Origin of the sequence: Microcoleus sp. T2B6 (assembly GCF_036700475.1) — a bacterium.
Taxonomy (GTDB): Bacteria; Cyanobacteriota; Cyanobacteriia; order Cyanobacteriales; family Microcoleaceae; genus Microcoleus.
Genome location: NZ_JAUBOZ010000029.1, coordinates 3,030 through 15,256, shown reverse-complemented (window position 1 = coordinate 15,256; position 12,227 = coordinate 3,030). Strand labels below are relative to the sequence as shown.

At 44.0% G+C, this 12,227-nt stretch carries 15 protein-coding genes, 1 tRNA gene and 1 pseudogene; 12 read left to right on the top strand and 5 right to left on the bottom strand.

What is annotated here, in order from left to right; all coding sequences use genetic code 11:
- Window positions 1-90: 90 nt before the first annotated feature.
- Window positions 91-163 (top strand) — tRNA-Phe (locus tag QUA00_RS15010).
- A 112-nt stretch (window positions 164-275) separates the two neighbouring features.
- Here the strand turns inward: QUA00_RS15010 and QUA00_RS15005 are convergent.
- From QUA00_RS15005 to QUA00_RS14995, 3 genes are all read right to left on the bottom strand, one after another.
- Entirely contained in the window at window positions 276-542 is a 267-nt protein-coding gene (locus QUA00_RS15005) for a hypothetical protein (RefSeq protein WP_333138405.1), read from the bottom strand.
- 111 nt (window positions 543-653) lie between these two features.
- Complete coding sequence (locus tag QUA00_RS15000) at window positions 654-809, bottom strand: DUF4339 domain-containing protein (RefSeq protein WP_333410108.1); 156 nt, start codon at window positions 807-809, stop codon at window positions 654-656.
- Window positions 810-1,101: 292 nt separating this feature from the next.
- The gene (locus QUA00_RS14995) at window positions 1,102-1,302 is read right to left on the bottom strand and encodes a hypothetical protein (protein ID WP_333410107.1); all 201 of its coding nucleotides are present in this window, start codon (window positions 1,300-1,302) and stop codon (window positions 1,102-1,104) included.
- Between the two features lie 113 nt (window positions 1,303-1,415).
- On the opposite strand from QUA00_RS14995, the gene QUA00_RS14990 reads away from it, so the two are divergent.
- The 7 genes from QUA00_RS14990 to QUA00_RS14960 all read left to right on the top strand — a co-directional run bounded on the left by QUA00_RS14990 (window position 1,416) and on the right by QUA00_RS14960 (window position 4,289).
- Complete coding sequence (locus QUA00_RS14990; protein WP_333138409.1) at window positions 1,416-1,634, top strand: type II toxin-antitoxin system HicB family antitoxin; 219 nt, start codon at window positions 1,416-1,418, stop codon at window positions 1,632-1,634.
- A gap of 268 nt (window positions 1,635-1,902) precedes the next feature.
- Entirely contained in the window at window positions 1,903-2,235 is a 333-nt protein-coding gene (locus QUA00_RS14985; protein WP_333054723.1) for a DUF433 domain-containing protein, read from the top strand.
- Window positions 2,210-2,542 (top strand): DUF5615 family PIN-like protein, encoded by a 333-nt coding sequence (locus QUA00_RS14980; RefSeq protein WP_333410106.1) that lies wholly within the window; start codon window positions 2,210-2,212, stop codon window positions 2,540-2,542. The genes QUA00_RS14985 and QUA00_RS14980 overlap by 26 nt, the downstream gene beginning before the upstream one ends.
- A 295-nt stretch (window positions 2,543-2,837) precedes the next feature.
- Entirely contained in the window at window positions 2,838-3,092 is a 255-nt protein-coding gene (locus QUA00_RS14975) for a type II toxin-antitoxin system ParD family antitoxin (RefSeq protein ID WP_333138411.1), read from the top strand.
- Window positions 3,082-3,327, top strand: coding sequence for a twitching motility protein PilT (locus QUA00_RS14970; protein WP_333138413.1), 246 nt, complete (start codon window positions 3,082-3,084; stop codon window positions 3,325-3,327). The genes QUA00_RS14975 and QUA00_RS14970 overlap by 11 nt, the downstream gene beginning before the upstream one ends.
- The gene (locus tag QUA00_RS14965; RefSeq protein ID WP_333138415.1) at window positions 3,299-3,460 is read left to right on the top strand and encodes a PIN domain-containing protein; all 162 of its coding nucleotides are present in this window, start codon (window positions 3,299-3,301) and stop codon (window positions 3,458-3,460) included. The genes QUA00_RS14970 and QUA00_RS14965 overlap by 29 nt, the downstream gene beginning before the upstream one ends.
- A 553-nt stretch (window positions 3,461-4,013) precedes the next feature.
- On the top strand, window positions 4,014-4,289 hold the full coding sequence (locus QUA00_RS14960; RefSeq protein WP_333410105.1) for an endonuclease domain-containing protein: 276 nt from the start codon (window positions 4,014-4,016) through the stop codon (window positions 4,287-4,289).
- A 147-nt stretch (window positions 4,290-4,436) separates the two neighbouring features.
- Here QUA00_RS14960 and QUA00_RS14955 read toward each other — a convergent pair whose 3' ends face one another.
- A complete protein-coding gene (locus QUA00_RS14955; protein WP_333103360.1) occupies window positions 4,437-4,574 on the bottom strand; it encodes a hypothetical protein in 138 nt (45 codons plus the stop codon).
- Between the two features lie 73 nt (window positions 4,575-4,647).
- On the opposite strand from QUA00_RS14955, the pseudogene QUA00_RS36840 reads away from it, so the two are divergent.
- The 4 genes and pseudogenes from QUA00_RS36840 to QUA00_RS14940 all read left to right on the top strand — a co-directional run.
- A pseudogene (locus QUA00_RS36840) lies at window positions 4,648-4,749 on the top strand (DUF4160 domain-containing protein); the annotation flags it as partial.
- Between the two features lie 13 nt (window positions 4,750-4,762).
- Complete coding sequence (locus QUA00_RS36835; protein WP_333291193.1) at window positions 4,763-4,897, top strand: DUF4160 domain-containing protein; 135 nt, start codon at window positions 4,763-4,765, stop codon at window positions 4,895-4,897.
- Window positions 4,898-4,910: 13 nt separating this feature from the next.
- Complete coding sequence (locus QUA00_RS14945; protein ID WP_333410104.1) at window positions 4,911-5,207, top strand: DUF2442 domain-containing protein; 297 nt, start codon at window positions 4,911-4,913, stop codon at window positions 5,205-5,207.
- Between the two features lie 13 nt (window positions 5,208-5,220).
- Window positions 5,221-5,466 (top strand): endonuclease domain-containing protein, encoded by a 246-nt coding sequence (locus tag QUA00_RS14940; RefSeq protein ID WP_333410130.1) that lies wholly within the window; start codon window positions 5,221-5,223, stop codon window positions 5,464-5,466.
- A 228-nt stretch (window positions 5,467-5,694) separates the two neighbouring features.
- Here QUA00_RS14940 and QUA00_RS14935 read toward each other — a convergent pair whose 3' ends face one another.
- A complete protein-coding gene (locus QUA00_RS14935) occupies window positions 5,695-12,129 on the bottom strand; it encodes a S8 family serine peptidase (protein ID WP_333410103.1) in 6,435 nt (2,144 codons plus the stop codon).
- Window positions 12,130-12,227: the final 98 nt, after the last annotated feature.

The window sequence follows — 12,227 nt, the reverse complement described above, 5'->3', positions numbered from 1 at the left end:
AGGCGGTTCCGGGCGATCGAAAATTAATTTGAAAAAGTGCTTGCTAAATTCTGTATGTGTCTGCTAAGATAGTAAAGCGCGAAAAAACAAGCCGGGATAGCTCAGTTGGTAGAGCAGTGGACTGAAAATCCACGTGTCACGAGTTCAAGTCTCGTTCCTGGCATCGCAAAGCCCTCACAAAGTTGAGGGTTTTTTTTTATATAAACTTGAGCCAACAAAATAATCACCAATGGCATTCAAGTCTCGGCTTGCTGTGGGAGAGACAAAGCATCGGTTCATCCCTGAACCTCTCGTGCCTTGCGAAACTTTTCCTGCAATTGCTCGATGGCAGTCTCTAAGGGGATTCCCTCACCTCGCGATAGTTCCGCCTCCGCTTCCTCCACCGAAGAGCGCACTTCCTCCACCCACTCCCAATAATGCTGGCGTGTTTGAGTCAAAGTCTGGAGGGCTTTTGTAATCACCTCTTCCGGCGAGCTAAACTGCCCCAGTGCTAATTGCGCTTCGATCAATTTCACCTGCTCAGGACTCAAAGTAATATTCATAAAAATCTCCGGGAGTCTCGCTGACACAAATCCCTTTTCTAAGAATAGCGCTACTTTCTGGGGAGCGCGATCGTCTTAAGCGCCGATCGACGTGCGGTGACGTGTACTGTCTTATTTTTGAGTGAGGTACGACGCTAATTCTGGAATTTCACCGGCCCGCTGCCACTCGGCTTCCCCGCGCCGCACTTTGGTTCGGGCTGTGATTTCCTGAACCTCCCATAATTGCAATCTGGTATAGGGCCCTTTGGCTTCACCGCTGCGAAACACTTACCATTGAGGAACTTCAGGAGTTGGCTGGGTCGATCGTCTTAGGATCGCGAATTAAATAATTTACACTCTTGAAAGTGGGTTGGGCGTCCCGCCCGCCCTTTCTGGACGGGCGTCCCGCCCATCCCACAAGAACCATCACGCATGGTAAGTTATTTAATTCTCATTCCTTACTGACAAGCGAATTTCAAAGGTGGCATCCGCCACGTGATTTATCCGTGGAATCAATCCAAAATCTAAAATCGAAAATCCTCAAGAAAGAGCATTTATCTCGCGCAAGTCAATCTAAAATCTAAAATCGAAAATCGATTGGCTTCATCCGATTCATTCCAGTTGTGGTTTTGAGCTGATTTAGCTCTTGTTCTACCGGATTGGGAGGCGGTGAGTTAGAATTGGGCGATCGCTTTTTCTTAGCCTCCGGCTTACCTCTAGCAATTTCTACTTCGCGCGGCCACCCCCAGAAATGCCACAGCGCCACCCAAACTAGCGCCACAGCAGATCCTAAAATCTCTTCTTGTGTTGAGGATACACCATTGTATTTGGAGAACTTGTTAAAAAAAGCAATTCAAGAGTTAGAAACAATTCTTCAGCAGAGGAATCAGAGGAATGAATTACCGCTATAGTTTATTAATTCAATGGTCGCAAGAGGATGGACTGTATTTGGTAACACTGCCAGAGTTTGCAACAATTGCAATGCAGCCCTGTACTTATGGGAAAACTTATGAAGAAGCGATCGCCAATGCTAAAGAAGCGAGCTCCAGCTACCTTGAGTATTGCCAAGAAGAAGATTTAGTGCCTCCGAGTCCGGCAATCGTGGCAGCTTAAAGAAAAGTCGATCGCCCTTTTTGACTCAGAACAAAAGAGATATCGACTTTTCCAACCCAAAAGAGCGATCGCCCTTGTTGACTTATTCCAAAAGGGCGATGCCTTTGGTTGAGAAAAAGGGGTAAATGGCGATCGCACTTTGTGACTTATTCCAAAAGGGCGATCGCACTTTTTGACTTATTCTAAAAGGGCGATCGGCTTAGTTGTCAAGTAGGCACGGTTTGGGATAAACTAATATAAATGCTAACTTGAATTTTGAGGAAATTCTATGACAGCAGTGATTGCGGAACATATTGAAATTACTCCGGGTGTTTGTGGCGGTAAACCGCGCATTGCCGGACATCGGATTAGGGTTCAAGATGTTGTAATTTGGCACGAAAAGATGGGAATGTCTCCTGATGAAATTGTGTCGCGGTATCCTACAATTACTTTAGCAGATGTATACGCAGCCTTGACTTATTACCACGACCATCTTGAGGAAATTCGACAACAAATTCGAGATAGCGATGCTTTTGTGCGGGAATTGCAAGCAAAAACTCCTTCCAAGGTACAGCAGAAATTGAGAGGGCAGAATCTTGGAAAAGATCCGATTTCATTGTGATGAACAAGTCGAACGGGCGATCGCAGAAGCTTTAAGAAGGCGCGGTATTGATGTCACGACTACACCAGAAGCACGACTTTTAGGTGCTGCTGATGAAGAACAGTTAGCTTTTGCCATTTCTCAAGAACGAGTAATCTTTACTCAGGATGATGATTTTTTAGCACTTCATCAGCGGGGTTTAGAGCATTGCGGTATTGTTTACTGTCATCAAAACAGCCGTTCACTTGGTGAAATTGTACGCGGTTTGATTCTGATTTGGGAGGTACTTGAACCGTCGGATATGCAGAACCATATAGAGTTTATTTGAAAAGGTCGATCGCCCTTTTTGACTTATTCCAAAGGGGCGATCGCACTTTGTGACTAATTCCAAAAGGGCGATGCCTTGGGTTGAGAAAAAGGGGTAAAGGGCGATCGCACTTTGTGACTAATTCCAAAAGGGCGATGCCTTTGGTTGAGAAAAAGGGGTAAAGGGCGATCGCTAATCTGCGCTTACAAGCAAGGATCTCGCAAAATCTTCCCGTAGCCAAAAATGTTAAATAACAAAATTTGATAATTTTTGTTATTATGGGGTAATAGTTGACTCAAATAGGTGACTCAACATCATGAATATATCCTTAACTCCTGAACTAGAGCAGTTTGTTCAATCAACAGTCAAAAACGGTAGGTACTCATCTGCTTCTGAAGTGATTCTGGCTGGGTTACAATTGCTAAAAGAACGAGAAGTTTTAGTTGTTTTGAATCCGGTTTCATCAGAGGAGAAGCAGAAACCCAGCTATGATTTCTCTGATTTGGTGGGGCGATTAACTTGGCAGGGAGATGCAGTAACAATGCAGAGGAATCTACGCGATGAGTGGTAATCGCTATGTGTTGGATACGAATGCGATCGTTGCTTTGCTTCAAGGAAATATTCAACTCATTGAATTACTGAAAGATGCGGATTGGATTGGAGTTTCAGTTATTAGCCAAATTGAGTTTCTGGTATTTCCTGGGCTGACTCAAGACGATCGTCAGATCTTTGAGCAGTTTCTGCAACGAGTGGAGGTTCTTGGTTTAGTGGCGATGGATGCTGTCTTGCTCTCTGAAAATCATTGAAATTCGCCAGCAACATCGCTTGAAACTACCGGATGCGGTTATTGCAGCAATGGCAATCCAAAATTCAGCAACTTTGGTGACAGCCGATCGAGAGTTTGCAAAGGTAACAAGTTTAACGGTAATTAATTGGTAGCGATTGCCCTTGGTTGAGAAAAAGGAGTAAAGGGCGATCGCACTTTTTGACTTATTCCAAAAGGGCGATCGCCCTTTTTGTCAAGTACACATAATTTGAGATCAACTAATTCTAAAAATATTCCCTAAATATCGCCCCTTCCCCGACAATTTGAATGAACATCATGTCCCCCCCTTAAGAAGGGGGGCTAGGGGGGATCAATCCAAGACTAAACGACCCAACCATGAATTTCAATGCACATCTTGTCCCCCCCTTAAGAAGGGGGGTTAGGGGGGATCAATCCGAGACTAAACGACTCAACCATCCACCTCAACCAACATCCAGTCCCCCCCTTCTTAAGGGGGAGTAGGGGGCAAGCTAAGGGGGGATCAGTCCGAGACTAAGCAACTCAACCGAGAATTTCAACTAACATCTTGTCCCCCCCTTATTAAGGCGGGCTAGGGGGGATTATGCCAAAACTAAACGACTCAAACTTCCACCTACCATACAACCCAAAACTCATCCCCATCGCCAAACAACTGCGGAAAAATCCAACTCCATCATAAAAAAAACTGTGGGAAAATTTTCTCAGAAATTCCCTTTTAGAGTTCTGAGACAGCGCCCCATCGACAATTTTATTGTAGATTTTTATTGTGCGGCTTTACTGTTAGTAATTGAGATTGATGGGGAGAGTCATTTTACGGAACAAGGGAAACTATATGATGCAGAAAGAACCGGGATTTTACAGGGGTATGGATTGAAGGTTGTTAGGTTTACGAATGTTGAGGTGTTGCAGAGTTTTGAGGGGGTTTGTGGGGAGTTGTTGGGTTTGATTGAGGGTGATTTTTGAGGCTAGATCACCCTGGCGCCCCCCTTAAGAAGGGGAGTAGGGGGTGGGACATGAGGGGAGGGGAGTTGAATGGGTGGCTGGGTGCGATCGAGGCGATCGGATAAAATATTAGGCAACATAATTTAATTGTACTATGGAAAAGTTGACTCAATATCGATCGCGCGATGCGTAAAAAGAGCGATCGACCTTTCTATACCAAAAGAGCGATCGACCTTTCCATATCAAAAAGAGCAATCGACCTTTCCCTGCCAAAAAGGGATCTCGCTCTAGTTGTCGAGTAGACATGATTTGGGATAAACTAAGATTGTCTCCTTGGCTCGGCTATAATAGTCCTCGTATCATTCTTTAAAGAACCTTTATGCCAGAAGTTGCACGATTTTACGGAATAATCATCAAAATTTTCTTTGGGGATCACCCACCTCCTCATTTTCACGCAGTTTACGGTGAGTACAACGCTTTGATCGGTATTGAGTATGCGAGAAATTATAGAAGGAGATTTACCGAATCGGGCCCAAAAGCTGGTAATAGAATGGGCTACGTTGTACCAGAAAGAACTGCTGGATATGTGGAATAGCCAAGAATTTAGTAAACTTCCACCATTAAAATAACTCCGATCTGTTTATGAAACCTGAACGCATTGTTTCTGCTAAAGCTATTGACGACCGCACATTGATGGTTAAGTTTACCAATCTAGAATTTAAAAAATACGACATCTCTAAGTTATTAGATAATCCGATGTTTACGACCTTAAGTAATCCTGGGTTTTTCCGAAATTTTACAGTTGAACCTGGTGGTTATGCACTGGTTTGGAATGATGAGATAGATATCAGTGAATATGAACTTTGGGAGAAGGGAATTAGTTGCACAGAGGAGGAAATTGAGCGATATATTGAATCTATTCATCATGTTGCTCGCTGAGAAATAAGACCCGATTCTTCTGAGCGATCGACCTTTCCATACCAAAAGAGCGATCGACAATTTTATTGTAGACTTTTATTGTGCGGCTTTACAGTTAGTAATTGAGATTGATGGGGAGAGTCATTTTACGGAACAAGGGAAACTATATGATGCAGAAAGAACTGGGATTTTAGAGGGGTATGGATTGAAGGTTGTCAGGTTTACGAATGTTGAGGTGTTGCAGAGTTTTGATGGGTTTGTGGGGAGTTGTTGGGTTTGATTGAGGGTGATTTTTGAGGCCTGATCCCCCCTAACCCCCCTTAAGAAGGGGAGTAGGGGGGGGGACATGAAGGGAGGAGAGTTGAATGGGTGGCTGGATGCGATCGCACTTTTTGACTTATTCCAGAGGGGCGATCATCCCTCTGCAATCCCAAGCATAGCAATTTTGGGTTGATTGTAAGGGGTAAATCGCTATTTTTTTAGAAGCAGTTATTCAAGATTTTTAATATTAGCGTCCATCGTCAATTTCAAAAAGTTTTTTGGCAGCAATATTTTTTTCCCCTATCTCTATCAACTTATCTTTCTTGTCCAATATTGCCTGGTGTAGTTGTTCAGAAGTCAGAGATGCTCCATATTTATTCCACAGTTCGATTCCTATATCTACAGTCAAAACGTCACCTTCATCATTAGTTCCCGCTACGACAGGGATCTTACTACCATCCTGTAAAGTTTGTTGGTCAAAACCAGCAGCCGTTCCTACGTAACCATAGTGAATATTAGACCAAATATCATAATAGTATTCATGGTTTTCATCTTCTCGAATAGGAAACCTGTAAAACTTTTCTAGCGGCTTTCCATTTTCGTCTTCAAAGTTGAGCATTTTTCGGAGTTTAGGTTTATGATCCCACCAGCTATTAGGGGCTACCTGAAGTCCCCAAGATACTATTGCGTAGGGTTTACCAATACCGAAAGGCGATTGATTCAAAGACAGAATATGCCTAGTGGAGCTGCTTTGAGAATTTGCTACCATTTCGTCGTGCATATATTTAAGAGTTTTATCAAACCTGTGATAGTTGAGGTTTTCTTTAATGGGTGTGACTACAATCGAAAGTCCAGAAGAAGTTGCATCACCAGTAGAACTATTAACAATGGCTTTAACTTGATAACTGCCAGGTAAAACACCAGGCGGGACTATTAGAGTAGCAGAGAAATTGTCATCATCAAAATTTATGTTGCCTTGCGTCAAAGGAATATCACCCAAATAAAATCGGATATTTTGTGAATTACTCTTACCACTCAGTATGATTTTGCTACCAGCAACAACGAAATTATCCCCATCATTTGCATCGTAGGCACTGGCGATCGAGATAGATGGGAATAGAGATGTGTTATCGTTGGAATCATCAATAGGTGTGACTCCACTACCGACATAACCAAGCTCACCTTCTTTTATAGGTGTGACTCCTATTCCGACATCACCAATCAGTCCAGCACTCCCCCCACTTGCTACTTTTTGAATAAATTCTTCACCAGCCCAGAAATAGCCTTCACGACCATCATTCAACCGCACCCGATACCAATCACTATGTCTGAGAGTTGGATCGGCAGTTGTCGTCACCTTTTCAAGGATAGTGAAAGTTGTTCCTACCGGCATTCCTTGAACCAAACTGCTGCTGTCGAGCCAAGGATAATTGCGGAAATTTAGCCCTTGAATTAGCTTGCCCGTTCCACTTTCGGCATTTCGGTTGATGATTTGAGGTGTGTTAACTTGCGTAGGGCTAGGATCGGGATTTGATGATGTTTCCTTTATTATATAAAAATATAATTTTCCGTCTTGTTGTACAATTTTGCCGTTTTGAAAATTCTGTGCCGGCCATCCATTTTCATCCACAAATCGATCAGAAGTAGGATAGCCCCAGTCATGTTGGGTATTAACTGCACCTTGGTATGCCAACCAAAAATCACCACCAACCCAGAAAGAATTATCGTTAGCACCAGACTTCATAATTGCCCCTGAACCTTCAGAACCCCCTGAAAATTCTTGAACATACCCATTTTCCGTTCCAAAAGGATGCACATTACCAGTGGGAGAACCTAAAGCCGATGATCCACCATGGTTGTTGAAAGTATCGACATAAGTTTGATGAGTGTTAGCACCGTCGTAACCCACTGTATTATTCAGGTTCTGTTGAGGCGTTTCCCAAGGACGATAAGCTTTCGCCCCATCCTGCGCTGTCCAATAAATATATCCCCCTTCAAAATCAATGCGTTGGCCACCTGACGAATCCGTTTCCTTTCCTTTAGTCGGAAAGCCTAACCAGCCACTATAACCGCCATTTTCATTGTAAGTATTGGCGAAGCCATGCCACAGTGCGATCGCCCCTGATTGAGGAGTCCAATAGACAGTACCATGATCGTATTTTCGACCGTAACCCTGTGTTCCCATTGCTGAATAACCCGTCTGCAAATAGTCAGTAGTAGGATTTCCTAATAGGTTTCTGGTATACTGATATGTGTTATCAATGTCTTTCTGCCATTGAGGAATCGGTGGAGCATAAGGATCTCCTAATTCGATATCTTTGATATCGCTTTCAGGAAACATTGGAAAATATGTGACGTTTATGCCGAGCGCTCTCAGAGTATCCCAATCAGGAACTAAACGTCGCTTCCCTGACTCCATCAAATAAATACGTCCAGACAAATCAGCAAATACATCACCGTTTTTACGTGAAGGTAAATCATCTCCATAAGGAATTAGAGTTAAATCTTGATTCGAGAAGGTCTTAACTGTATTCGCAGCAATTCCCATTGCTGTTAATGTTTCCTGGTTGGGAATTAATCGAAGTTGGCCATTCTGGACTAAATAGTAATCCGAATTGTAGCTAGCAATGACTTGATTTTCTAGCGATCTTGCTGCTACGTTCACTGCATATACACTTGTCGCATCCGATGAAAGAGAGCCTACTTGTAAGTAATAATCTCCTGCTCCTAAAATTACATCGAGATCGAGTGGTTTCGTTGTAAGAGTACCAGTCTTAATTGCCTCACCCGGATCGACTTGACCATTACCATTTCGGTCTTGGAGCAACCACCACTGAGCAGCAGTGCCGGATGGAGCTAAGTAAAAATTTACTAATTTCAAGCTGTCGAAGCTAAATTTGTAGAAGTCGTTTAAATCCTTACTACCTATTGAACTAAGAATATACCCTATTCCAACCTGATTGCTATTAACCCCATCTCCTAAGTCAGCACCACCAGAAGGCAATAATACATTGGCGGCAGTCTGGATTGAGTAGTTTCCATCCGGATCGCCTACAGGAGTTGCCGATAATTTCAAGTCATATTCATCACCATCATAATCTTTTGGCTTGTGAACGAGAACGTAATAACTTCCAGGTTTGAGAGTCTGGCTAAACTCTGGAACAACACCATTAGGAGGAGTGCCTGAAATGATATCAATATGTGTAGAATCGTCGCTGTTGAAATACCAGTCTTGGAACAAATAAAACCCAGTATTTCCCATCTTTCCACTTAAAGCAAAATCTACTTTGCTTTCACTGGTGATGTTAAACTTGTAGTAATCAAAGCGGTCATTTCTATCAATAACATCATGAAAAGTTTGTGTACCAATTAAAGTCCCAATATCACGAGCCATGTCCGGTGAATTTCCTGCATAATCTGGAGGTATTTCAAAGGGTAGGGGTACCGCACTAATTTCGATAACCCCGATCGCATTTCCAGTACCATAACCATACCAACTCGCTTGACCCGAAGGCTGCACCGTCAAATACCCGTTCTTGTAATAGTGATTAACAACTCCATTACTCACCACAGTCTTATCAAACGCCCCAGCAGACGAGGGAACTTGCCCTTGTCCGGGCTGTGGCGCATTCGGAGTAAAAGTGGCATTCAGCGTATAAGGTCGTACCAGCGTCTTCTCAGTCGAATTCCAAGTCGAATTCCAATCAGGTTCTAGCCAGTAATTGCTGGGAGTTTTCACTTCAATGTCATAGCGCCCTTTATTCAGATCGAGTTCCAACCATTGATCGGAGTTAGCAGCAACCTCAAGGCTAGCAATTGATTCCGGTCGATCGTCAGAACCAATAAACTTCTTGATGCTCACTTCCATTTTACCGTTGGGAGAATTCAAATTAATTCTGATTTTTCCCGACTCATTCACCTCCACCCCATACTTAGCAATCCGGTTGTTGAAATTTATAACATTGTTATAAGTGACAACACCTGATAAATTATTTAAATCAGAAACAGTCGGCCCTGAGAAAACCGCACTTTGCAGGCTATTCTCTAAGGAATAATAAGGCTGAGTTCTGTACTGTATATTCCCAGTAAAAGTCGAAACCTTATCAGCAATAAACTGAGTGGATATGTTGTAATCCTTGAAACTAGACCCAGCCCCATTGCCGACTTTGAGATAGTACGTCCCCGGATCGTAGAAATTGCCACCTTCAAAAGAAGTCTGTCCTTCCCCTACGATAGAAGTTTGAAGAGAAGCCCCTTTAAAGAAGGTATGAGATCCAGGCTTGCCGTCAGCTTTCGTAATAGTTACCTGCGGGGGAGTGGGAAATCCTGAAACAGGGTTGAGACTGGTCAAATTCCAACTCACATAACCAGGTTCAGTCACCGTAAATTGATAATATTTTTCAGGCTGGTTCGAGTCAACTCGATCGCTATCTGAGAAACTAGATGATGCTTGTACAGTTGCAGTCGCGATCGAATTTCCACCTTTAGCCGCCCGTTCCTCCGGCGTTACTTTCCCTTCCCCACTCCAAGTTCCAGGCGTAACCCACGGAGTCGGGTTATAAACTTCCCCTGTCGTCACACCAGCCAAAGCCAAAGCCGCCGCCATATTCAACAACCCTGCACCCGTCTCTCCATCCCAATTAGGCTCCTTCAAATCAGTGGCCGTAGACTTGAGAATATCAATCACTTGCCGATAACTCAACTGCGGATTCGCCGCCCAAACTTGCGAAACCGCACCCGTGACCTTCGCAGTCGCCACCGAAGTCCCCGCCATCGCACCAACTCCATCGCCAGTAGTGGACAACACTGGATTTTCCACTGTTCCCCCATCGGCCATGATATCCAATCCGCGACCGTAGCTGGAATAGTCGGCGCGATCGTAAGCCTTAGAAAGGGCAATTTCATCATTGATTCGTTCCGCCGCACCGACAGTAATAATGTTGTCAAATTCCTGGGAAGCTTGACCCAAAACTGACATCACACCGCCATCGTTACCAGCCGCAACTACCAGCAATACGTTATGCTGACGCGCATATTCGATCGCACTTCTTTCCTCCGGCGTAAATTCATAGCGAGTAGTAACGCTACCGTCAGGATTGATTTGAGTTAAATCTAAACTCAGGTTGACAACAGCATTCGGTTGATTCGACTCGATCGCAGCATTAACAAATTCAACCAAAGATTCCGCCCACTGTCCAGAGCCGATCGCACGCCCCACCCACAAAGGCGCTTGATCGTTCACCCCATCAATGCCCACACCATTGTTTTGAGTTGCGCCAATAATCCCTAAAATGTGCGTACCGTGTTCGCTACCTTCACCTGTCGCCAGTAAAGGGTTAGCATCATTAGAAACGCGATCGCGCCCTAAAATAATGCGTGAATAGTCAATATCAGGATTATTGCCACTGAAACCCGTATCAATTACACCCACTAACGGCTGATTTGCTACAGGAAACTCCAACTGTACAGGTTGAATAGGTTCGACTGGTTTAGGTGCGACTTTCACAACCATATCTTCCAGCCGCGAAATCAACGCCGCTGTATTGTCAGAAATAGGAGTCGATTCAGTTTGCTCCCTCAACTTCTCAGTCATGGCTTCCAAACGAGCAATCAAAGTGCGATCGATCGCATTTTCGGCAACAATATCCGCACTACCCAAATTACTCAAACGCTGTTTAATGCTATCCAACCGCGCAATCCAATCAGCATTGACATTATTATTGTTTTGTGCTACTTCCTGCTTAACCGGTTCAGTCACCGCCGCAGTCGAATTATTCTCAATTGGTTTTGCAACAGTTGGAGAAATTGGCAATAACTCTTTTGGTGCAGCATCATTAACACCAGCAGTCTCAGTCTGAGTAACTATCTCCTTGTTCCGCAAGTCTACAGCAGTATTCGTACCTACAACTGGCATAGTTTTCGCTGCTGTCGGCGGCACAATCGCTGGAGTTTCTTTCGGCTCAATAGCCACTGTTGGCTGACTTTCCTTCACCGACTCTACAGGATTTGCGGCTACAACAACTTGAGGAGTTTCAGTTTTCTCTACCTCAGTTACTAAAGCCGGCTTTGTTTCTACTTTCGCCTGAGTTTCCGCTGGCAAAACTTCGGGTTTTGTTTCTACTTTTGTCAGAGTTTCCGCTGGTAAAACTGACGGCTGAGTTTCTACTTGTGTCAGAGTTTTCGCTGGCAAAACTTCGGGTTTTGTCTCTACCTTTGTCAGAGTTTCCGCTGGCAAAACTTCGGATTTTGTTTCTACTTTTGTCAGAGTTTCCGCTGGCAAGACTTCGGGTTTTGTTTCTACCTTTGTCAGAGTTTCCGCTGGCAAAACTGACGGCTTTGTCTCTACCTTTGTCAGAGTTTCCGCTGGCAAAACTGACGGCTTTGTTTCTACTTTCTCAGTTGGTATCGTTGCAGCAACTTCCGTCTCAGTAGTAGATTTAGCTGGCAAAGTTGGCATCGCTGGTGCTTCGGTAACTTGGTCTTTTACCTCAGTTGTCGCTGCGGGAATAGGCGTTTTTTCAACTGGTAAATTTTCAGTCGAATCCGCCACAGTATCTTTGCCAGCAGTTGGTGTAGTTGTCGCACCTGTTGTCGGCTTTGTATCTACCTTTTCGGTAGTTTCAACCTGAGTCGAATCACCCGAATTATTCGCAATATCTTTGACTTCTTCCTCAGTCGTCACCGCTGGAGTAGTAGGCTTTGCATCTACCTTTTCGGTAGTTTCAACCTGAGTCGAATCACCCGAATTATTCGCAATATCTTTGACTTCTTCCTCAGTCG

Excerpts from the sequence above, each read along its gene's own strand:
- QUA00_RS14990 (WP_333138409.1), top strand. The coding sequence starts at position 1,416 with ATGAATTACCGCTATAGTTTATTAATTCAATGGTCGCAAGAGGATGGA.
- QUA00_RS14945 (WP_333410104.1), top strand. The coding sequence starts at position 4,911 with ATGAAACCTGAACGCATTGTTTCTGCTAAAGCTATTGACGACCGCACA.
- QUA00_RS14955 (WP_333103360.1), bottom strand. The coding sequence starts at position 4,574 with ATGTCTACTCGACAACTAGAGCGAGATCCCTTTTTGGCAGGGAAAGGT.
- QUA00_RS14985 (WP_333054723.1), top strand. The coding sequence starts at position 1,903 with ATGACAGCAGTGATTGCGGAACATATTGAAATTACTCCGGGTGTTTGT.
- QUA00_RS14970 (WP_333138413.1), top strand. The coding sequence starts at position 3,082 with ATGAGTGGTAATCGCTATGTGTTGGATACGAATGCGATCGTTGCTTTG.
- QUA00_RS14965 (WP_333138415.1), top strand. The coding sequence starts at position 3,299 with ATGCTGTCTTGCTCTCTGAAAATCATTGAAATTCGCCAGCAACATCGC.
- QUA00_RS36835 (WP_333291193.1), top strand. The coding sequence starts at position 4,763 with ATGCGAGAAATTATAGAAGGAGATTTACCGAATCGGGCCCAAAAGCTG.
- QUA00_RS14975 (WP_333138411.1), top strand. The coding sequence starts at position 2,838 with ATGAATATATCCTTAACTCCTGAACTAGAGCAGTTTGTTCAATCAACA.
- QUA00_RS15005 (WP_333138405.1), bottom strand. The coding sequence starts at position 542 with ATGAATATTACTTTGAGTCCTGAGCAGGTGAAATTGATCGAAGCGCAA.